19 protein-coding genes and 1 tRNA gene are annotated in these 20754 nt (G+C 71.2%); 10 read left to right on the top strand and 10 right to left on the bottom strand.

Annotated features, from left to right (window positions below):
* Positions 1 to 204: 204 nt before the first annotated feature.
* Positions 205 to 690 (bottom strand): lamin tail domain-containing protein, encoded by a 486-nt coding sequence (locus ACIA73_RS19985; protein ID WP_399439925.1) that lies wholly within the window; start codon positions 688 to 690, stop codon positions 205 to 207.
* Positions 691 to 1251: 561 nt separating this feature from the next.
* Between ACIA73_RS19985 and ACIA73_RS19980 the strand changes: the two genes are divergently transcribed.
* Together ACIA73_RS19980 and ACIA73_RS19975 are read left to right on the top strand one after the other, a co-directional pair.
* The gene (locus tag ACIA73_RS19980; protein ID WP_399439924.1) at positions 1252 to 3276 is read left to right on the top strand and encodes a beta-N-acetylglucosaminidase domain-containing protein; all 2025 of its coding nucleotides are present in this window, start codon (positions 1252 to 1254) and stop codon (positions 3274 to 3276) included.
* A 90-nt stretch (positions 3277 to 3366) separates the two neighbouring features.
* Positions 3367 to 4599 carry a cytochrome P450 gene (locus ACIA73_RS19975; RefSeq protein ID WP_399439923.1) on the top strand — a complete coding sequence of 411 codons (1233 nt, stop codon included), beginning with the start codon at positions 3367 to 3369 and terminating at the stop codon, positions 4597 to 4599.
* Positions 4600 to 4647: 48 nt separating this feature from the next.
* Here ACIA73_RS19975 and ACIA73_RS19970 read toward each other — a convergent pair whose 3' ends face one another.
* Entirely contained in the window at positions 4648 to 6189 is a 1542-nt protein-coding gene (locus tag ACIA73_RS19970) for an RNA polymerase sigma factor (protein ID WP_399439922.1), read from the bottom strand.
* 464 nt (positions 6190 to 6653) lie between these two features.
* Between ACIA73_RS19970 and ACIA73_RS19965 the strand changes: the two genes are divergently transcribed.
* From ACIA73_RS19965 to ACIA73_RS19955, 3 genes are read left to right on the top strand one after another with little or no spacing between them, the layout of a single operon-like run.
* Positions 6654 to 7409, top strand: a complete 756-nt coding sequence (locus ACIA73_RS19965; protein WP_399439921.1) for a (Fe-S)-binding protein — start codon at positions 6654 to 6656, stop codon at positions 7407 to 7409.
* A 26-nt stretch (positions 7410 to 7435) separates the two neighbouring features.
* Entirely contained in the window at positions 7436 to 8836 is a 1401-nt protein-coding gene (locus ACIA73_RS19960; RefSeq protein WP_399440120.1) for a LutB/LldF family L-lactate oxidation iron-sulfur protein, read from the top strand.
* The gene (locus ACIA73_RS19955) at positions 8833 to 9540 is read left to right on the top strand and encodes a lactate utilization protein C (protein ID WP_399439919.1); all 708 of its coding nucleotides are present in this window, start codon (positions 8833 to 8835) and stop codon (positions 9538 to 9540) included. Before ACIA73_RS19960 ends, ACIA73_RS19955 begins: the two co-directional genes overlap by 4 nt.
* A gap of 63 nt (positions 9541 to 9603) precedes the next feature.
* On the opposite strand, the gene ACIA73_RS19950 is transcribed toward ACIA73_RS19955, so the two are convergent.
* From ACIA73_RS19950 to ACIA73_RS19925, 6 genes are all read right to left on the bottom strand, one after another.
* Positions 9604 to 10125 carry a DUF309 domain-containing protein gene (locus tag ACIA73_RS19950; RefSeq protein ID WP_399439918.1) on the bottom strand — a complete coding sequence of 174 codons (522 nt, stop codon included), beginning with the start codon at positions 10123 to 10125 and terminating at the stop codon, positions 9604 to 9606.
* Positions 10126 to 10263: 138 nt separating this feature from the next.
* Positions 10264 to 10340 (bottom strand) — tRNA-Pro (locus ACIA73_RS19945).
* A 98-nt stretch (positions 10341 to 10438) separates the two neighbouring features.
* On the bottom strand, positions 10439 to 11641 hold the full coding sequence (locus ACIA73_RS19940) for a mechanosensitive ion channel family protein (protein ID WP_399439917.1): 1203 nt from the start codon (positions 11639 to 11641) through the stop codon (positions 10439 to 10441).
* 213 nt (positions 11642 to 11854) lie between these two features.
* On the bottom strand, positions 11855 to 12664 hold the full coding sequence (locus ACIA73_RS19935) for an SAM-dependent methyltransferase (RefSeq protein WP_399439916.1): 810 nt from the start codon (positions 12662 to 12664) through the stop codon (positions 11855 to 11857).
* An 18-nt stretch (positions 12665 to 12682) separates the two neighbouring features.
* On the bottom strand, positions 12683 to 14050 hold the full coding sequence (locus ACIA73_RS19930; protein ID WP_399439914.1) for an MFS transporter: 1368 nt from the start codon (positions 14048 to 14050) through the stop codon (positions 12683 to 12685).
* Positions 14047 to 14706 (bottom strand): ArsR/SmtB family transcription factor, encoded by a 660-nt coding sequence (locus tag ACIA73_RS19925; protein ID WP_399439913.1) that lies wholly within the window; start codon positions 14704 to 14706, stop codon positions 14047 to 14049. Before ACIA73_RS19925 ends, ACIA73_RS19930 begins: the two co-directional genes overlap by 4 nt.
* A gap of 83 nt (positions 14707 to 14789) precedes the next feature.
* Between ACIA73_RS19925 and ACIA73_RS19920 the strand changes: the two genes are divergently transcribed.
* Complete coding sequence (locus ACIA73_RS19920; RefSeq protein WP_399439912.1) at positions 14790 to 15350, top strand: GNAT family N-acetyltransferase; 561 nt, start codon at positions 14790 to 14792, stop codon at positions 15348 to 15350.
* A 20-nt stretch (positions 15351 to 15370) separates the two neighbouring features.
* On the opposite strand, the gene ACIA73_RS19915 is transcribed toward ACIA73_RS19920, so the two are convergent.
* A complete protein-coding gene (locus ACIA73_RS19915; protein ID WP_399439911.1) occupies positions 15371 to 16192 on the bottom strand; it encodes an alpha/beta fold hydrolase in 822 nt (273 codons plus the stop codon).
* A gap of 213 nt (positions 16193 to 16405) precedes the next feature.
* Between ACIA73_RS19915 and ACIA73_RS19910 the strand changes: the two genes are divergently transcribed.
* The 4 genes from ACIA73_RS19910 to ACIA73_RS19895 all read left to right on the top strand — a co-directional run bounded on the left by ACIA73_RS19910 (position 16406) and on the right by ACIA73_RS19895 (position 20288).
* Positions 16406 to 17182 carry a GNAT family N-acetyltransferase gene (locus tag ACIA73_RS19910; protein ID WP_399439910.1) on the top strand — a complete coding sequence of 259 codons (777 nt, stop codon included), beginning with the start codon at positions 16406 to 16408 and terminating at the stop codon, positions 17180 to 17182.
* Positions 17183 to 17344: 162 nt separating this feature from the next.
* The gene (locus ACIA73_RS19905; protein ID WP_399439909.1) at positions 17345 to 18589 is read left to right on the top strand and encodes a metallophosphoesterase; all 1245 of its coding nucleotides are present in this window, start codon (positions 17345 to 17347) and stop codon (positions 18587 to 18589) included.
* Positions 18590 to 18714: 125 nt separating this feature from the next.
* Positions 18715 to 19518 (top strand): VOC family protein, encoded by an 804-nt coding sequence (locus ACIA73_RS19900; protein ID WP_399439908.1) that lies wholly within the window; start codon positions 18715 to 18717, stop codon positions 19516 to 19518.
* 92 nt (positions 19519 to 19610) lie between these two features.
* Positions 19611 to 20288, top strand: a complete 678-nt coding sequence (locus tag ACIA73_RS19895; protein ID WP_399439907.1) for a hypothetical protein — start codon at positions 19611 to 19613, stop codon at positions 20286 to 20288.
* A 28-nt stretch (positions 20289 to 20316) separates the two neighbouring features.
* On the opposite strand, the gene ACIA73_RS19890 is transcribed toward ACIA73_RS19895, so the two are convergent.
* The gene (locus ACIA73_RS19890) at positions 20317 to 20613 is read right to left on the bottom strand and encodes a DUF6355 family natural product biosynthesis protein (protein WP_399439906.1); all 297 of its coding nucleotides are present in this window, start codon (positions 20611 to 20613) and stop codon (positions 20317 to 20319) included.
* Positions 20614 to 20754: the final 141 nt, after the last annotated feature.

Raw genomic sequence — 20754 nt, 5'->3', positions numbered from 1 at the left:
AGGCCCCTCGTGCAGCCCCGGTGAGCCGTCCGGCCCCCCCCCCCCCCCCCGGCCCCGCCCCCACCCCCCCCCCCCCGGGGGGGCCGCCCCGCGGGGGGGGGGCCCCCCCCCCCCCCCCCCCCCCCCCCCCCCCCCCCCCCCCCTCTCTCGTCCGAGGCACCCGTGCGGAACCGGTGCCCGTGGATTGGTCAGTCCCGTGGGATATCAGTGACGGCCCCAGGACACGCGGTCGATGACGCGGCCCTTGTTGTTGCGGAGGGTGGCGGTGTCGCTGTAGTTGTCCCAGACGTAGCGGCTGCGGTCCTGGTAGACGTGGCCGTAGCGGTCGTGGCCGTAACCGGTGTGGACCTTGACGCTGGAGCGGCCGTCCAGGCGCAGGTTGTGGAAGTAGTAGCGCTTGCCGTCCCGGTCGGTGAGTGAGTAGTTGCGCAGGTTGACCGTGTGGCGGCCGAGGTTGCGGATCTGGACCCACTCGCCGTTCAGGCTGCGGTTCGAGCCGTCGTCGTAACCGGGGCTGTTGTACTGCACCTGGCCGATGACGATCGTCGGACGCGGGGCCTTGGAGGCCTGCGTGGCGGCGGAGGTGGGTGCGGCGGCGGAGGCCGGCAGTGCGGTGATACCGACGACGGTGCCGGCGGTGAGTACCGCGGCGGCGACGCGTCGGGCGGTGCGGGTGCGGGCTGTGGACATGAGATTTCCCCCTGGTGTACTGCCCATCCGCCCCTGGCCGGGACGGAGATGGGGTGGTGCGGGTCCCGGCGTGCTGCCGAGAAACACCACTGTGGACCGCCTCGCGGCCAATCGGGAGCGGTCGGCGGGAGGTGTTACGGGATGCGGATACGGGTGTATCTCTCCGCTGTAGTCCGCATCCATCCGTTCCGCGTGGTTACCTGCGGTTCGCGGTGAGGTGCACCTATGTGGTGTGAACTCGGGTGCAGTGAAGGGGAATTGAAGCTTCCGAGCTTTTTGTCCTACCGGGTGGGGTGCCTCGGAGGGGGAGTTGTCCGGTAACAGGCGATTGCGTGTCTGTGACGTGGTTGTCCGGCGTGGGGGGTGGTGCGGTGGGGTGGATGTGGCGCGCGGTCTTGACGGGGCATCGCCAAGTGGTCGACGCTGTCCGGCAGTTCCGAGAAACCGACAGTTCCGCTCATGACCGCGCACACTCCACCGCACGGCATCGATCGGTGCCACACGTACCCGCACGGCACCGCACGCACCGCACTCCACCGCACGCACCGCACTGGAGGCCGCATGACCGTCGTATCCCGGACCCTCGTATCCCGGACCCTCGCGTCCCGGACCCTCGCGCTCACTCTCGCGATCGGGTCCCTGAGCCTGGCGGCCCCGGCCGCCACCGCGGCCCCGGATTCCGGACCCGCGCCGGCCGACGCCGCGCCCGTGGCCGCGGGAGCCTCGTCCGCGCTGCCGGTCGTCTCGCCGACGCCGCAGAGTATGACCCGTACCGGATCTGACATCGTTGTCCCGGACCGGGTCGAGGTGATCACCGGCAAGGACACCGACCCGGCGGCCCGCGCCCTGCTCGCCGGCACCCTCCGCGCCCACGGCGTACGCCATGCCGACTTCCGCGAAAGATCCTCCGCGCACTCCCGGTTGAGCATTCTGCTCGGCCCGGCGACCCGCGCCGACATCGCCCGCGCCCTGACCGGCACCACCGTTCCCCAGCAGGCCGACGGCTACGCCCTGCGGGCCGCGCGCAGGACCGTCGCCCTCGGCGGCACCGACGCCACCGGCCAGTACTACGCCGTCCAGACCCTGAAGCAACTGCTGAAGCCGGGGGTCCACGGCGCCGCCCGTCTCGCCGCCGCTTCCGTCTCCGACTTCCCCGCCATGCCCCTGCGCGGCTCCATCGAGGGCTTCTACGGCCCGCCCTGGACCCGCGCCGAACGCCTGGACCACATGGACTTCCTGGGTCAGGTCAAGTCCAACACCTATGTCTACGCGCCCAAGGACGACCCGTACCACCGCGACAAATGGCGCGAGCCCTACCCGGCGGCCCCCTTCGCCGAACTGGGCGAACTGGTGGAGCGAGCCACCGCCAACCACGTCCGCTTCACCTTCGCCGTCTCGCCGGGCGCCTCCATCTGCTACTCGGATGCGGCCGACACCAAGGCCCTGACCGCCAAACTCCAGGCGATGTACGACCTCGGGGTGCGTACCGTCTCGGTCCCGCTCGACGACATCAGTTACACCAAGTGGAACTGCGACGCGGACCTCAAGGCTTTCGGCGCGCCCGGCCAGGCGGCGGCGGCCAAGGCCCAGGTGAGCCTCCTCAACAGCCTCCAGAAGGACTTCGTCGCCACCCACCCCGGGATGCGGCCGCTGCAGATGGTGCCCACCGAGTACGGCGACCTCAAGGACTCCCCGTACAAGCAGATCCTGCGCGCCACCCTCGACAAGCCGGTCGAGGTGATGTGGACGGGCACCGATGTCGTCCCGCCCGCGATCACCGTCGAGCAGGCGAAGAAGGCTTCCGAGCTCTTCGGCCGGAAGGTGTTCGTCTGGGACAACTACCCGGTCAACGACTTCGGCCGTACGGCGGGCCGCCTGCTGCTCGCCCCGTACGACAAGCGTGAACCCGGCCTCTCCGACCACCTCACCGGGCTGATCTCCAACCCGATGAACCAGGAGGCCGCCAGTAAGCCGGCCGTCTTCACCATGTCCGACTTCGCGTGGAACGACAGGGGTTACGACCGCACCCGGTCCGCCCGGCAGGCGGCGCTGCATCTGGCCGGTGGGAATGTGCGACTGGCCGACGCCGTGCAGGTCTTCGTCGACCTCAACCATCTCGCGCCCACGTTCGGCACCACGCCCTGGCAGCCGCAGTCGCCGGTCTTCGGGGCCAGGGCGAGCGCCTTCCGGGAGCGATATGCCACTGATCCGGGTGGTGCGGTCCGGGCCTTCCGCCCGGCGGTGGAGGAGATCGCGGAACTCTCCGGGGTTCTTCGGGGCGGCCTTCCCGACAAGCTCTTTCTGAGCGACGCGTCGAACTGGCTGGACGCGACGGAGCTTTGGGGACGGTCGATGTCCCACGGGCTGGATGTGTTGACTGCCATCGGGCGCGGGGACGTGGTGGCCGCTGAGGCGGCGCGCAAGGAGATGGATGCGCGGGCGGAGGCGGCGGTGAGGATCACCGTTGATCCGAAGGAGCATCATCAGCTGGGGAGGGTGCGGCTGGGGGACCCGTTCATCGAGGACTTCGTGGGAGGGGTGCGGGAGGCGCATGAGGCGTCGAAGGGGGTTCGGGCGGTGGGGTAGCGCGGGCGTCCGGGGGAGGGGGGCCGGCGTTGCCTGCGGCGCTCGCCCCGCCCCCTTTCGTCCGGAGGTGCGCTCGGGCACCATGGGCGGGTGGACTTAGCTGATCATCGGGCTCTGGATGTCTGGCAGGGCAATCCCTATCCGCACTATGCGCGCGCTCGGGCGACCGAAGGGCTTGTGTTCGTGCCGGAGCTGGATGCCTGGTTGGTTGCTCGGGACGTGGACGTACGGGAGGTGCTGCGTCGGCCCGAGGACTTTTCCTCGGCCAATTCGCTGAGGCCCGACGTCGCGCCGTGCCCCGCCGCCCTGGCCGAGTTCGCCAAGGGGATCGGTGGTCACCGGACGGTGGTCACCTCCGACGGCGACGCGCACCGCAGGTACCGTGCTCCGCTCAGCAGCGGCCTGTCCACGGCGCGGGTCAACGCCGTCCTGCCGTACGCCACGGTCCGCGCCGAGGAACTCCTCGATGCGTTCGCCCCGCGCGGTTACGCCGAGCTGATGGGGGAGTACGCCGAGATCCTGCCCGGTGAGGTCATCTGCCGGCTCCTGGGCATCGACCGGGCGGACGCGGCCGGCGTGGTGCGTGGCGGACGCCGTGCCGAGGAGCTGCTCTTCCGCCCGCTCTCCGAGGACGAACAAGTTGCCGCCGCGCGCGACGTCGTCGCCCTGCAGCACGTGCTGGACAACTACCTTCGTGACCGCCGTGCGCATCCCCGCGACGACCTGATCTCCACCATGACCGCCGCGCTGATCCCCGGCACGGGCGACCTCACCCGCGAGCAGCGCCGCGAAATGGTCTCCCAACTGCAGAACCTGCTGCTGGCCGGGCACCTCACGACCACCGCACTCATCGGCACGGCGTTCCTGCACCTGCTGAGCGACCGCGCCCAGTGGAAAATGCTGTGCGCCGAACCGGACCGGATCCCCGCCGCGATCGAGGAAGCCGTCCGTCACGACACCCCGATCCAGGGATTCCGCCGCCTCACCACCCGAACGGTGACCCTCGCGGGCACCGAACTCCCGGCCGGCAGCGCCCTGTTCATCGCGTACGGCTCCGCCAACCGGGACCCAGGACAGCACCGGGACCCCGGCACCTTCGACCTCGCCCGCCCCGACCAGGCACGCCACGTCGGCTTCGGCCACGGCATCCACGGCTGCCCGGGCTCACAGCTGGGCCGCGCGCAACTGCGCATCACCCTGGAGCTGTTCACCCGTCGCCTCCCCGGGACGCGCCTGGGGCGAGCGGCGGACCAGCGGGCCGTCATGCGACCCACTCTGATCCACCGCTCGCCCCAGGCACTGCACCTGACCTTCCGCGCCTGACCTTCCGCACCTGACCCACTGGACGGCCGAGGCTCAGGCGGCCAAGGCTCAGTCCAGGTAGTCGCGCAGGACCTGCGAGCGGGACGGGTGGCGCAGCTTGGACATGGTCTTGGACTCGATCTGGCGGATGCGCTCACGCGTCACGCCGTAGACCTTGCCGATCTCGTCCAGCGTCTTGGGCTGGCCGTCGGCCAGACCGAAGCGCATGGAGACGACGCCCGCCTCGCGCTCGGAGAGGGTGTCCAGCACCGAGTGCAGCTGCTCCTGGAGGAACGTGAAGCTGACCGCGTCGGCCGGAACCACGGCCTCCGAGTCCTCGATGAGGTCACCGAACTCGCTGTCACCCTCCTCACCCAGCGGGGTGTGCAGGGAGATCGGCTCGCGGCCGTACTTCTGGACCTCGATGACCTTCTCGGGGGTCATGTCGAGTTCCTTGGCCAGCTCCTCCGGGGTGGGCTCGCGGCCCAGGTCCTGGAGCATCTGGCGCTGCACACGGGCCAGCTTGTTGATGACCTCGACCATGTGCACCGGGATGCGGATGGTGCGCGCCTGGTCGGCCATCGCGCGGGTGATCGCCTGACGGATCCACCAGGTCGCGTACGTCGAGAACTTGAAGCCCTTGGTGTAGTCGAACTTCTCGACCGCACGGATCAGACCGACGTTGCCCTCCTGGATGAGGTCCAGGAAGAGCATGCCGCGGCCGGTGTAGCGCTTGGCCAGCGAGACGACCAGACGGAGGTTGGCCTCCAGGAGGTGGTTCTTGGCGCGGCGGCCGTCCTCGACCAGGATCTCCAGCTCGCGGCGGAACTGGGGGGTGAGCTCGTCGCCCGTGCCCTCCTCGTCCTCCAGCTTGTGCTCGGAGAAGAGACCGGCCTCGATGCGCTTGGCCAGCTCCACCTCCTGCTCGGCGTTGAGCAGCGGCACCTTGCCGATGAGCTTCAGGTAGTCCTTGACCGGGTCGGCGGTGGCGCCGGCGACCGCGACCTGCTGCGGCGGCGCGTCGTCCTCGTCCTCGTCGGAGAGGACGTAACCGGCGGTGCCGGGCTTGGGGGTCTCCTCTTCCTCCTCGCCGTCACCCGCCCACTCGTCCGTCTGCTTCTTGGCGGCAGCGGCGGTCTTCTTGGCCGCCGTCTTCTTGGTGGCGCGCTTCTTCGGTGCGGGCTTCTCGGCCGTGGCCGAGGTGCTCTCGTCGAGCTCGTCCGCGTCGGCGGAGACGGGCTCCGCGGCGGCGGCCTTGGCAGCGGTCGTCGTCTTCTTGACGGCGGCCTTCTTGGCGACGGCGCGCTTCGCGGCGGGCTTGGCCTCACCGGTCGCGGCAGCGGTCTTGCGCGGGGCGCGCTTGGCGGCCTTCGCGGGCTTGGCGGCAGCGGCCGCCGTCACCATCAGCGTCACACCCTCTTCGTCGAGGACCTGGTTCAGGCTGCGCAGGACCCGCTTCCACTGGTCTACGGGGATGCTGTCCGCTTCGAAGGCATGGCGCACGTCGTCGCCATTGATGTGGCCCTGCTCCTGGCCCCGCTCGATGAGCGAGACCAAGGACGGCGATTCGGCGATCTCCTGTGGGAACGGGCGGGACGGACTGAGCGACACGAAGAGCCTCTCGTAGCGAGAAATACAGGTGTGATGGCGGGGGCGAGGCCGCAGCCGGCCTCTTGGTGAAACAGAAAGCGTGGCTGCGCGACGGCACCTGTCGGTTCATCGCGCGCCCGCGCTGTTTCGTTACGCCTTTTCCAAAGTGACCTGAGCCACTCTTGCTGCCCCGGTCCAACCCCGAGCTCGAAGCGGGCTGTTCCGGTGGTGCGCCGACCCCTTGTGCGGGCCGTCTCGGGGTCGCGCAGAATCCCCAAGGGTACTCCCGGGTGACATCCCTTCCCTTGCCCTGCCCCAGCCGCCCGGATTTCGCCCGCCCAGGTGACCCCAGTGGGCCGGACAGCGGACCCGGGGTCGGTGACCGCCCGACCCGATGACCGGCATCACCCGCTTATCCGACCTTGATCACCCGATCTTGATCGTGGCCCTACCAGGACGGCTCCCACACGCATATCCTCCGACCTATGCGCGTCGCACTCTTTGTCACCTGCGTCAACGACGCAGTGTTTCCGGCCACCGGGATCGCCGTAGTGAAGCTCCTGGAGCGGCTCGGCGTCACGGTGGACTTCCCCCGCTCCCAGACCTGCTGCGGGCAGCCGCAGTACAACACCGGCTACCGCCGCGACACCGAACCCCTGGTCCGCAGGACCGCCGAGGCCTTCGAGGGGTACGACTGCGTGGTCACCCCCTCCGGCTCCTGCGCGGCCATGATCCGCGACAACTATCCGCGGATCGGACGCCTGCAGTCCAAGGAGGGCAGGGGCTCCGACCTCACCAGGGCCGCCGGGTCACTGGTCCCCAGAACGTACGAGCTGACCGAGTTCCTGCTCGACGTGCTGAAGGTGACCGACGTCGGGGCGTACTTCCCGCACACCGTCACCTATCACCCGTCCTGTCACGGACTGCGCATGCTCGGCCTGGGCGAACGCCCCCGCAAACTGCTCGAAGCGGTCAAGGGGCTGGAGCTGAAGGAGCTGCCTGGCGCCGAGGAGTGCTGTGGCTTCGGTGGCACCTTCGCCCTGAAGAACTCCGATGTTTCCGCCGCGATGGGTGAGGACAAGGTCCGTAACGCGGTCTCCACCGGCGCCGACTTCCTGTGCGGCGCCGACAACTCCTGCCTGATGCACCTCGGCGGCATGCTCCGCCGCCAGGGCGCCCCCCTGCGCGCACTGCACCTGGCCGAGATCCTGGCGAGCACCGAAGAGGAGCCCCTGCTGTGAGCACCACCGGCGGTACGTATCTCGGTATGCCGTCCTTCCCCCGGGCGGCCCGCGTGGCCGTCCAGGACGAGACCCTGCGCGCCAACCTCAGACACGCGACCCACACCATTCGCGACAAACGCGCCAAGGCCGTATCAGAGTTGAACGACTGGGCGGAACTACGCGAAGCGGGCAAACAGATCAAGGACCGCACTCTGCGCCATCTCGACACCTATCTCCTCCAGTTGGAGGAGTCGGTCACGGCGGCGGGCGGCACCGTCCACTGGGCGGCCGACGCGGACGAGGCCAACCGCATCGTCACCGATCTGGTCAGGGCCACCGGCGAACGCGAGGTCGTCAAGGTCAAGTCGATGGCCACCCAGGAGATCGGCCTCAACGAGGCCCTGGAGGCGGCGGGCATCGCGGCGTACGAAACCGATCTCGCCGAACTCATCGTCCAGCTGGGCGACGACCGCCCCTCCCACATCCTGGTCCCGGCGATCCACCGCAACCGGGGCGAGATCCGCGAGATCTTCACCCGCGCGATGGGCGAATGGGGCCGTCCGGCCCCCGACGACCTCACCGACCGCCCCGCCGACCTCGCCGAGGCCGCCCGACTGCACCTGCGGGAGAAGTTCCTGCGCGCCAAGGTCGGCATTTCCGGCGCCAACTTCATGGTCGCCGAGACCGGCACCCTGGTCGTCGTCGAGTCCGAGGGCAACGGCCGGATGTGCCTGACCCTCCCCGAGACCCTGATCTCCGTCGTCGGCATCGAGAAGACCGTCCCCACCTGGCAGGACCTCGAAGTCTTCCTCCAGACCCTGCCGCGCTCCTCCACCGCCGAGCGCATGAACCCGTACACCAGCACCTGGACCGGCACCACCGACGGCGACGGCCCGCAGACCTTCCACCTGGTCCTCCTCGACAACGGCCGCACCAGCGTCCTGGCCGACGAGGTGGGTCGGCAGACCCTGCGCTGCATCCGCTGCTCGGCCTGCCTCAATGTCTGCCCGGTGTACGAGCGGGCCGGCGGCCACGCGTACGGCTCCGTCTACCCGGGTCCGATCGGCGCCATCCTCACCCCCCAACTGCGCGGTACTTCGAGCGAGTTGGACGCCTCCCTGCCCTTCGCCTCTTCCCTCTGCGGCGCCTGCTACGAGGTCTGCCCGGTCGCCATCGACATCCCCGAGGTGCTGGTCCACCTCCGCGAGAAGGTCGCCGACCAGGGCGGCAGGGGCCACCGCCTGGAAAAGGCGGCGATCAAGGCAGCGGGCTGGGTCCTCAACCACCCCGCCGCCCTCACGGCCGGCGAACGGGCCGCCTCCCGCACCCGCAAACTCCTCCCCAAGAAGCTCCCGCTGGCCGCCGCCTGGACCAACACCCGAGAGCTCCCCGACATCCCCGCCGAGCCGTTCCGCGACTGGTGGAAGAGGACCCACAACTCATGACCAGCCACCACGCCCCCGGCCCGCCCACCGGCCACTGGGCCCCCGGCCCGCCCACGGGCCACTCCGCCCCCGCCACCGGCCGCGCCCGCATCCTCGCGCGCATCCGCACCGCCGTCGCCGACGCCCCCGAGGCACCGCACCCCACCCGGACGTACGCCACCAGCCACACCCCCGACGACCCGGCGGCCCTCCTCGACCTGCTTCACGAGAACCTCGCCGAGTACCGCGCGATCGTCCACCGCACCACCCAGGACGGCATCGCCACCCTCCTCGCCACCCTGCTCGCGGAACGCGGCTCGGGCTCCGTCCTGGTCCCCCCGCAGCTCCCGGAGCACTGGCTCTCCGCCACCGGCGTCCCCCGCGTCGAGGACCGCGCCGAGCCGACCCCGGCCGCACTCGACGACGTGGCGAGCGTCATCACCGGCTGCGCCCTGGCCATCGCCGAAACCGGCACCCTCGTCCTGGACGGCAGCCCCGACCAGGGCCGCCGCCGCATCACCCTGATCCCCGACCACCACATCTGCGTGGTCCGAGCCCCCTCCCAGGTGGTCGCCTCACTCCCGCAGGCCATGCCGCGCCTGGACCCGGCCCGCCCCCTGACCTGGATCTCCGGCCCGTCCGCCACCAGCGACATCGAGCTGGACCGCGTCGAAGGTGTGCATGGCCCCCGCACCCTGGAGGTCGTCCTGCTCGCCGAGGACTGAGCGGCGCGGGAAGGGGAATACGGAGCCGGGCCCGGTCGGATCACCTCACCGGGCCCGGCAGGGTTACGTCGCCGGGCCCGCCGCCAGCCGGGGCGCCTCGGCACCCGCGTCCACCGGGCCCGCCCCCGGCGCACCCACCCGCCCGGCCAGCTCCCGCGCCCAGCGGACGAGAGCGTCGAGGTCGAGCCCGTGCACGGAGCCCGGCTCCTCGTGTGCGTACCCCTCGATGTGTGCGTACCCCTCGATCCACCCGGCCCCGCGCCGCAGCAGCCGCGCCCCGCCCGCCGTGTTCCCGCGCGCCGAGTGGGTCAGCCCCACCGCCAGCTGTGCGAGCCCGCGCCACAGTGCCGTCTCCTCCTCGGGGCCCGACTTCCACGCGTCCTCGAAGACCTCGTGCGCATGGAACGGCATCCCGGCGTCCAGCAGCCGCTGCGCTTCGCGCACCGTCTCGGCGGGGGAGCGCACCACGCCCTCGGGCTGCCGTTCCACCCCCGGCGATCCGTAGGGCAGCGGGCGTCCCAGCCCGTCGCGGGGACGGGCATTGCGTGCCCGGCCTTCTGGGTCGCGGTCCCGCTTCGTGTCCATGCCCACCATTGTGGCCACCCGGCCCGGGGAGCAAAGCCCGGTGGGTCCACGCCCCACGGCAAGCCCCGGCACACCTCACGGAACGCGGAAAAGGCCGTATCAGATTTCTCTGATACGGCCTCCGACCTGCGAAAACGCTGGTCGGGACGACAGGATTTGAACCTGCGACCCCTTGACCCCCAGTCAAGTGCGCTACCAAGCTGCGCCACGTCCCGATGCGCGCTGACCTGGGTTTTCCCCTGGCTGAGCGCGCATGAGAACAATACCGCACCCCGGGGGTGAGTCCGAACCGCCTGCCGCCGTGCCGCCGGGATCAGGGAACCGGCCGCACCGGGGGTTCCTCGGCGGCCGGGGGAGCCTGCGGGGCGGAGGCCGCCGCGGAGGACCGGCGCTGCCGCGGGATCCCCGGCGCGACCTTCGCCAGCACGTCGTCCAGGTACGGGACCGCGTGCTCGCCGGGCTGTTCCCCGTGCTGCTCCGCGGGCGAGGTGCCCTGGACCACGGTGACGTTCCGGGCCGGCGCCGGGACGCGGATGCCCTCCGCGCGGTAGCGCTGGTGCAGGCGCTTGATGAACTCGTGCTTGATCCGGTACTGGTCGCTGAACTCGCCGACACCCAGGATCACCGTGAAGCCGATCCGGGAGTCGCCGAAGGTGTGGAAGCGGACGGCGGGCTCGTGCTCGGGCACGGCGCCGGTGATCTCCTTCATCACCTCCGCCACGACCTCGGTCGTCACCTCTTCCACCCGGGCCAGGTCGCTGTCGTAGGAGACGCCGACCTGGACATTGATCTGGAGCTCCTGCTCGGGGCGGCTGAAGTTGGTCATATTGGTGCCCGCGAGCTGCATGTTCGGGATGATCACCAGGTTGTTGGAGAGCTGGCGCACGACCGTGTTGCGCCAGTTGATGTCGACGACGTACCCCTCCTCCCCGCTGCTGAGACGGATGTAGTCGCCGGGGCGCACGGTCTTCGAGGCGAGGATGTGGACGCCCGCGAAGAGGTTGGCGAGGGTGTCCTGGAGGGCGAGCGCGACCGCCAGGCCACCGACACCGAGCGCGGTGAGCAGCGGTGCGATGGAGACGCCGAGGGTCTGCAGCAGTACGAGGAAGCCCATGGCCAGCACCACGACGCGGGTGATGTTGGCGAAGATCGTCGCCGATCCGGCCACCCCGGACCGGGACTGCGCCACGGACCTCACCAGGCCGGTGGTGATCCTGGCCGCGGTGACCGTGCCGGCCAGGATCAGCAGGGCGGTCAGGACGCGCGAGACGATCTGCCCGGTGCGGTCGGTCAGTGGCAGTACGGCGGCCGCGACGGCGAGGCCCGCCGCGACGGCGGCGACCGGGATGAGGGTCCGGACGGCGTCGACGATGACGTCGTCCCCGCTCCACCGGGTGCGGCTGGCGCGCTCGCCCAGCCAGCGCAGCACCATCCGCAGCAGTACGGCCGCGAGGAGACCCGCCGCCACCGCGATTCCGGCGACGATCAGATCGCTGAGTTCCAGGGCTCGTTCCATCAGTGCGCTCCCCGGCTCAAGCGGCCGCCAGCGTACGGCGGGTTCCCTGGTCTGGCTGCTGCGAGGACGAAATGCCCCTGGGGGCGGCCTATGTGAGGTGTCGTCACCTTGTACCTGCTCATTCCGGGTTGTGCGGTCACGCCGGGGCACGGACATGCCTGCGACGCGAGCGTCATCCTGCCGCATGCCCCCGGCGCACGTCCCCGCCGCCCCCTACGGCTTGCGGCCGACCGCCCCGTAGAACGGCACCGGCGATCCGTCGCGGATCTCGCCTTCTCCCAGCTCGGGATGCCAGTCGGGCAGCCAGCCGAGCCCGGGTTGCACAAGCTCCAGCCCGTTGCCGTCGAAGAACCGCCGCACCTCGTCGTGCGAACGCGGCGCGAGGGTCACCCCGTTCGCCCGGTACATCTCCACCGCCTGCTTCGTCCGCTCGGGGTCGAAGTCCCCGGCGATCTGCGAGATCACCAGATGACTCCCGGACGGCAGCGCGTCCAGCAGGCGGCCGACGATGTCGTGCGCGCCGTCGCCGTCCGGGATGAAGTGCAGGAGCGCGATCAGGGAGACGGCGACCGGCTCCTTGAGGTCGAGCACATCGCCCGCCAGACGGATGATCCGGTCCGGCTCGCGAGCGTCCGCCTGGACGTAGGCGGTCGCACCCTGCGGTGTCCCGTGGAGCAGCGCCTCGGCGTGCGCGAGGACGATCGGGTCGTTGTCCACGTACACCACACGTGCCTCGGGGGCGGTCAGCTGGGCGACGGTGTGGAGGTTGGGGGCGGTGGGGATGCCGGTGCCGATGTCCAGGAACTGGCGTATCCCGGCGGCGGAGACCAGTCGGCGGGTGGCCCGCTGCATGAACCAACGGTTGTGCTGCGCGCAGTACTTGGTGTGCGGCTCGAAGGCCACGATCTGCCGGCCCAGCTCCTCGTCGACGGGGTAGTTGTCCTTGCCGCCTAGGAACCAGTCGTAGACGCGCGCGGGATGCGGTCTGCTGGTGTCGATGGCGGTGGGGCCGGTGGCGTCCATGCTGCAACTCCCGTGTCGTTACGTCGCGTTGGTGGTCCGGATGCTCTCACTCATCGTGCTCTCCGTGTGGGCCTCAGGGGTGGATTCGGGGGTACGGGGCGGAGCTGGACGGCGTACCCACAGCAGCGCGCCCGCCAGCAGGACCGCACCTGTGAACAGCCAGGGCAGCGGCCCCGTCGGCAAGACGCCCACCACCAGACTGCCTGCCGCGCCCGCGAGTTGGAGCGCCAGGGACTGTACGGAGAGGGCCGTGGCGCGGCCCGCGCTGTCGACGCGGTGGTGCAGCAGGTCGTTCTGGTTGGGGCCCGCGGCGCCGAGGCCCAGGTAGCACAGCAGGTAGCCGGCGACGGCGAGGGCCAGGGCGAGCGGGCCGATGAAGCTCGTCGTGACCCCGAGGAGGAGCAGCCCCGAGGCGCCCACGGTCAGGGTCGCCACGATCGCCCGCTCGCCGCCCCCGGCCAGCCGGGCGGCCAGTGGAGCGAGGGAGCTGCCGAACGCGGCGGTGGCGAAACCCGCGCAGGCCAGCACGGAGTAGAGCGCGGCTCCCGACCCGGGGGCGCCGGTGAGCAGGGCCGCTCTGCTCGGGGTGAGGAACTCGGCTCCGGACATCGCGACCCCGCCCGCGCCCGCGGTGAGCATCAGCCGACGGACCGTCACTTCTGTTACACCCAGGCGCAGTCCGCCGGCCACGGTGGGCGGCACCCCGCGCAGGACCGACCGCAGAGTGGTGGCCCTGCGGGGCGGTTCGCGCAGTGCGGACAGCACGTAGAGGACGTATCCGATCAGCAGGAGCGCCCCGACGAGGCGGGGTACGGCGAGCGGGACGACGAACCCGCCGGTGGCCGCTTCGAGCCGGGCGGCGAGATCCGGGGCGCGGTCGAGCAGCCAGGGGAGGGCGCCTCCGGCCAGCGTGCCGAGCGCCAGGGCCGCGTTGGAGACGGTGCTGCCCCGGGAGAGGCCGGTGCGCAGTTCGGCCCCGGGCCCCGCGTGGGCCTGCACCGTGTCGACGTACCAGGATTCGGCCGGGCCGCTGGACAGCGCGCGGGCCGCCCCCATCAGCATCATGCCGAGCAGCAGTACGCCGTACGAGGTGCCCAGGGCCTGGAGGGTGAAGGCGACGGCGTTGAGGACACCGGCGGCGGCCAGCACCGGGCGGCGGCCGAGCACGTCGGAGAGGCCGCCGGTCGGCAGTTCCAGCACGGCGACGGTGAGGGAGTGGGCGGCGAACAGCCCTGCCAGCTGCGGCAGGCTCAGGCCGCGCTCGGTGAACAGCAGGATCTGGGCGCCGATGGTCAGCCCGAGCGGCAGCCAGAAGAGCGCGGAGAGGGTGCAGTAGCGGCGGCGGGCGGCGAGCAGGGCGACGCCGTGGGGAGTGGGCTCGCTCATGACTGGTCCTCGCCGGCAGTGGAACTCTTGTCCTCGGAAGCCGAGTTGAGGGGGGCGACCGGCAGCCCCGCCGTGAAGAGCACCACACGTGCGGCCTGCGGATCGCCCTCGTCCCTGGCGGTCAGCTCGGTCAGTTTGGCATCAAAGGCCTGCCACAGTTCGGTGAGCGACTCCGTGGTCAGCAGCGGCATCAGGTCGCTGACCCTGGAGGGTTCCAGCCACTGCGGGCCGAGCCGGCCCCCGGCGATGTCCGCCTCGTGCCGCGCGAGGGACTTTTTCAGGTGCTGGAGTTGCTGCCCGCGCACGACGGTGACGAAGGCCCGCCCCGAGGCGGTGGCCTCCAGACCCTGGTTGCTCCAGGACGTGATGGAGTGCACCGCACGCCACCGCCGCTCCCGCCCGTCGCGGTGCTCGGCCTCCATGATGAAGGCGTGCTTCGCCAGCACGCGCAGGTGGTAGCTGGTGGAGGCGGACGACTCACCGGTGCGGGCCGCCAGTTCGCTCGCGGTGGCGGCGCCGCTCTCCCGCAGCATGCCGAGGAGCTGGATGCGCAACGGGTGGGTGAGGGCCTTGAGGGCCGCCCCGTCCCGCTCGGGGTCCAGGACGCGCGTGGCGTCCTCGGGGGGCCTGTTCTCGGCGTGCTCTTCGCTGACCATGAACGGGAGCGTAGAGCGATCCGGGACTCTGCAAAAGTAGTTTTGCAGAATTTTTTTGGGAAAGTTCTGGGTACGGTTTTGGCATGCATACCTATGGGCCTGAAGTGGCGGACGTGGCGAGCGAGTTGATCGAGGTGTACGGCGAGGTCTTCACCGCCCCGCCCTGGAACGAGGGGCCCGAAGCGGTCGAGGACTACGCGGCCCGGCTCGACGCCGACCGCCTGCGCCCCGGATTCCGTGCGGTCGTCGCCTCCGCGGACACCGGAGCCGACGGTTTCACCACCGGCTGGACCACCCCGGACCCCTTCCCTGCCGAACGCTCCTACGGGCGGGTCGCCTCGCAGCTGGGCCCGAGGGTGGCCGCCCTTCTCGGCGGTGCCTTCCGGGTCGACGAGCTGGCCGTACGGGAACGGGCCCGCCGCACCGGCCTCGGCCGCACTCTGCTGGAAGCGATCCTGAAGGACGCGGCCCCCGGCGGGCGCGCCTGGCTCCTCACGGACCGCAAGGCCACCGGGGCCGTGTCCTTCTACCGGCGCTGCGGCTGGCACGAGGTCGAGCCCGTACCCGGTGCGGACGGCGGCAACGTCATCGTCTTCCTCGCCCCGGGCCACCCGGAGGCGCGGAGCGCGCGGACGGCCCCCTAGGCCCCTCCGGCATCACCGCGTCAGCCGGTGAGCACCTTGCGCAGCACCTCGGCGAACTCCTCGGTCTCGCCCAGGAATCCACCGTGGTCGCCCGGGAACTCGACGGGCTGCGTCCCCAGCTGTCCGGCCAGTGCCACGGAGGTGTCGTGGGTCAGCAGATGGCCGGAGGCGGCGCCGATGCCGACCACGATCCGGGCGGGGCCGGCGGTCAGGGCGGCGATGTCGGGCCGGTAGCGGGTGGTGCCGTGCATCTCGTGGACGAAGAAGCGTTCGGTGTTGGCACGGTCCCGTGGCGACGGCTCGTCCGGCTGCGGCACCGGCGCACCTTCCTCCCCCTCCTTCACGAACCCGACGAAGGTCATGAACTTCAGCCAGGCCGCACCCCTCCCGTCCCGCTGGTAGGTCGCCACCATGTCGTCCACCTGGGCGTGCCGGGCCTCGGCGTCCGGCAGCAGCGTGAGCAGCGGCGGCTCGTGGGCGACCAGCGTCCGCACCCGGGCCGGATGCCGTTCCGCCAGAGCGAGTCCGGTGACCGCGCCGCCGCTGCTGCCGAACACATCGACCGGCGACTCGGCGCCCAGTGCGTCCAGGAGTGCGGCGACGTCGTCCGCCCGCAGCGCGGGGGTGGAGTCCTCGGTGGGGTCGTCGAGGGTGCTGGCGGAGATGCCGCGCGGGTCGTAGGTGACGACCGTGCGGTCACCGGCCAGTGCCTCGGCGAAGGGGGTGAAGGCCGCGGCGTCCATGGGGGAGCCCAGCACGAGCAGCAGCGGTCCGGTGCCGCGCACCTCGTAGTGCAGGTTCCCGCCGCGGACGGGAAGGTCGTGGGAGGAGGGAGTGGGCATGGCGGCTGGTCCTTCCGTCGAGTACCGGGCGTGCTGATGCGGCGCTACAAGTAAGACCCCGGGCGGCCGGGAAAGTCATCGGTGCGGAATGAACTCCCGCGTCCTGGCGGTGAGTTGCCGGGCCTGCGCGTTTTCCCATGGGCGGCCCCGAGGTGGTGGGCGGGTCCCGGAAAACCCAAGGTGACCGGCGCCCGCGCTGCATAGGCTCGCACCATGACGCATCCCGAGTCGTCCCGTATCCGCTCCTTCCTGGTGGCCTTCGACCGCCGCCGGGCGGGCCGCGTCACCGAGGTCCCCGGCGGATTCGCCGTGTTCGACGACGAGTTCCCCGCCTCCCACGGCGACAACCACCTCGTGCTGCCCGGTGCGGTCGAGGACCCCGAGGCGCTGCCCGCGTTCGCCGAAAAGGTGCTCGGCGGACTGCGGCACCGGACCCTCTACCTGTACGACGACGAGGCCGGCGCCGCGTGTGTGGCACCCATGGTCCGGGCCGGGTACGAGCACTCCGTGGATCTGACCATGCTGCACACCGGGCCGCTCCCGGGCGGCGACCTCGCGAGGCGGGCGGAAGTGGTCGGTCTCGACGACCTCCGGGGGCCGCTCACCGACAGCCTCCGGGGCTTTTTGCCGGACGTCGGTGACGAGGATATCCACCAGCTCGTGGAGCGCCGGGAGTCCCGCCGCAGGGGCGCCGACACCGTCCACTTCCTCGCCTCCCGTACGGAGACGGGCGAGGTCGCCTCCTGGGCCGACCTGTATCTGGACCCGGCCGAGGGCATCGCCCAGATCGAGGAACTGGCCACCGCCGAGGCCCACCTGCGCCGTGGCCACGCCGACGCGGTGGTGGCCACCGCCCTGCGGATGGCCGCGGAGGCGGGCTGCGACACCCGGTTCCTGATCGCCGACGAAGCCGACTGGCCGCGCCACTGGTACGTCCGCCGCGGCTTCGACGTCATCGGCCGCTGGCACTGCTTCGAGCGCGACGACTGATCCCCGCGAGGTGTTGATCCCCGAGTGGTGTTGATCCCCACGTGGTGCTGGATCCCCGCGTGGTGCGCGACGTCCGACGCGCACAAAGTCACCCCCACACCTCCGCCCGGTGTTCGCCCTTTCGTCGCCCGACCTACCGCTCCGGTGTGGGAGAACGCATCCATGTGCGACGACGACCTGATCCCGCCCCTGGCGGACATGACCGAAGAGCAGTGGCTGCGGGCCGAACCCGAGCTGTCCCAAGGGCCGGTGGGCGAACGGGTGGGGGCCATGAGCGCGGTCCGCAGGCGGGCCCTGCTCGGCGGGGCGGTGGCCGGGGCCGCGCTCGCGGTGCTTCCCGGGGGCGGCACCGCCGAGGCGCGGGGCGCGCGTACCCCGAGGGAGCGGACCGCGGACGCGGAGAAGTTCCCCCTCCCCCAACACCCCAACGCGGAAGGCGAGTTCAGCGTCCTGATCACCGGTGACGCGGGAACGGGCGAGGAGGCCCAGCACGCCGTGGCCGCCGCTGCCCGTGAGATCTGCCGGACCGAGGGCATCGGCCTGGCCGTCGGACTCGGCGACAACATCTACGAGAGCGGCCCCGAGTCCGACCACGACTCGGAGTTCCACACCAAGTTCGAGGAGCCCAACACCGGGATCGACATCCCCTGGCTGATGGTCCTCGGCAACCACGACTGCTCCGGTCTGATCCCCGGCAGCGGCGGCGACCCCTCGCGCGGCGACCGCGAGGTGAGCTACGCCAGATCCTCCCGCCGCTGGTACATGCCGAGCCGCTACTACCGTGCGGCCCTGCCCGCCGGAGGCGCCGAACCCCTCGTCGAGTTCTTCGCCCTCGACACCAACCCGGTCGCCTCCACCGTCACCCAGCTCGACCCGCACTACCAGTGGAACGGCCCCTACATGCGCGCCCAGCGCGAGTGGCTCGACGGCGCGCTCGCCGACTCCCGGGCCCGCTGGAAGGTGGTCCTCGGCCACCACCCGTACCTCAACAACGGGAAGCACGGCAGCGCCGGTACGTACGACGGCTTCCTCATCGGCCACTACACCCGCGGCATCCACCTCAAGGAGCTGTACGAAGAGGTGGTGTGCGGGCGGGCCGACCTGATCCTCTCCGGCCACGACCACACCCTCCAGCTCCTGGAGCCCACCGCACGCACCGCCGGAACCCGGCAGATCGTCTGCGGCGCCGCTTCCAAGTCCGGTGACGGACGGGCGCATTCCAGCCACCCTGCCACCTGGCAGAACTTCTCGGACCACGGCTTCATGGTGCTCAAGGCCTCCGAGGGGGCGATGACCGTGGACGCCTACACCGTCGACGTCCCCACCCGCACCGCACGTCTCGCCCACCGCACCAGGACCACCTCCCCGCTTTCGTCGCAGCACAGCACGGCGGGCGCCCGGGGGTAGTCCGGGGGCAGCCGGAACCGGACGATGCTTTTCGGCACAAGTGTGCGAACGATGCGCAGGTGCACCCTGTGTGCGCGTACAGTCCGCCGGGAATTCCGAGACACCCGTGGCGAGGAGTGCCCCCAGTGACGTCCGTGGTTCAGCACATCACCTTCGGCTGCCCCGAACCGTACGAGCCGTACGAGATCGCCGAGTTCTGGAGCGAGGCGCTGGGCAGATCGGTCGACATGCTGGACGCGCCGGGCGACGACACGGTGGCCCTGGTGGAGGACGCGGGGCAGCCGGTCCTGATGTTCGTACGGAGCGAGGAGAAGAAGTCCGAGCGCAACGGGGTGCTCCTCAGCCTCCGGCCCGAGGGGACCCGCGACGCGGAGGTCCGGCGACTGACCGGCCTCGGCGCCACCCTCGTGGACGAGACCCGGACGAACGGCTGGGCACTTCTCGCGGACCCCGCGGGCAATGAGTTCCGGGTCGGCGCCGGAGTGCGGGACCGGGAGCAGGCGCTGTCCGCGGCGGACGCGCCGCCGGCAGGGGCGGTGGTGCCCAACGCCGTGGTGCTGCGCCGCACCGACGAGGGCTACCAGGGCGTCCAGGGCGGCATCTTCACCCAGGGTGTCTCCGCGGAAACCGTCGACACCAAGGCGCTCTGCCTGCACGAGGTGCGGATACCGCCGCACACCCGCGGCGAACCGCACGTCCACGCGGGCCATGAATCGGCGATCTACATCATCAGCGGACGCCACCGCATCCACCACGGCGAAGGCCTCGCCGCCAGTGACGAACTCGGCCCCGGCGACATGGTGTTCATCCCTGCCGACACCCCGCACATGCCGGTCACCGGCGACGAGGCGGTCCACTGCGTCGTCGCCCGCACCGACCCCCGGGAGCAGGAATCGGTCCACCTGCTGAGCGACGCCCTCCTGGGCTGAGCGCCTGCCTCTGAACCCCGGAGCCTCCGAGGCCGACGGGCGCCGCGACCCGGGCACGGCCCGCACCGACCGGCGTAGCAGAATGCGGACCCATGCCCGTGAACAGCACCGCGCCACTGAACAGCCCCGCCCCCGTGAACAGCACCGCCCCCGCGACCGTCCACCCCGTGCCCTACCACTCCCAGTGGGCCTCGCGCGAGCTGGTCCCCGCGATCCTCGCCGGTGAACTGCAGGCCGCCGAGGACCCGTTGTGGCGTGAGTACGGCGCCTCCTCGCCCGAGGAATACGCGTGGTGGTCATGGCGGCTGTGCGGGGTGGCCTGTCTGCGGATGAGCCTCGCCCACTGGGGGCTGACCGTGCCCACGGCCATGGAGCTGGCCGCCGGGTGCGAACGGGCGGGGGCCTACGTACGCCGGGAGGACGGCGGGCTCGACGGGCTGATCTACGCCCCGTTCACCCGGTACGTCGAGGCGAACTGGCCGCTCACCGCGGAGTGCCGCCCCGGCCTTCCCGCCGCCGAGATCCCCGGGCTCATCGCCGAGGGGCACCTGCTGATGCTCTCCGTGCACCCCTCGGTGCGCGAGCCGGACGGAGGGGACCCGCCGCGCCGGGGCGGCCACCTGGTGCTCGCCGTCGGCGCGACGCCCGAGGCCCTGCTCGTGCACAACCCGTCCGGGTTCCCCGGCCACTCGCAGGAGTTCGCCCCGGTCCGCTGGAGCGACCTGGGCCGCTTCTACGCGGGCCGGGGCGTCGTACTCGGACGGGCGTGAACCGCCGGGGAGCCCGTCCCGTACGGGATCAGCAGGTGCGACCCGCGTAGTACGCCCCGCCGATCCTGCTCGCGGAGCCCAGCCACGTCTCGCCCGGCGCCACACAGCGCTCGTAGTCGGGGCCGAAGTTGACCTCGACCTTGATGACGACGCGCGAGCCGTCCGAGGTGCAGTGGTGGTAGAAGGCGTCACTGCCGGTCTTGTAGAACCCGCACGGATTCATGACCGCCCCCGACGCCCCGGGAAGCGCGGACGCGCCCGTGGCCGTACCGAGGAACAGGGCGACCGCACCGATGACGGCCGGCAGAAGGCGCTGAACGCGCATGGCAGAACTCCTTGTCGAGTGACGCGGCAGAGAACACCGCGGAAGAGAGGGGCCGGGGGGAACACGGCGCCGAGCGCCGAACTCATCCCCGCCACCCGAGACCTTGGCGTCCGCCGCGACGCACGGTCACGCGCTTTCCCT

Source organism: Streptomyces sp. NPDC051561, assembly GCF_044454195.1.
GTDB lineage: Bacteria > Actinomycetota > Actinomycetes > Streptomycetales > Streptomycetaceae > Streptomyces.
Note: the sequence above shows the minus strand (reverse complement) of the source record. Positions and strands in the feature narration are given on the sequence as shown.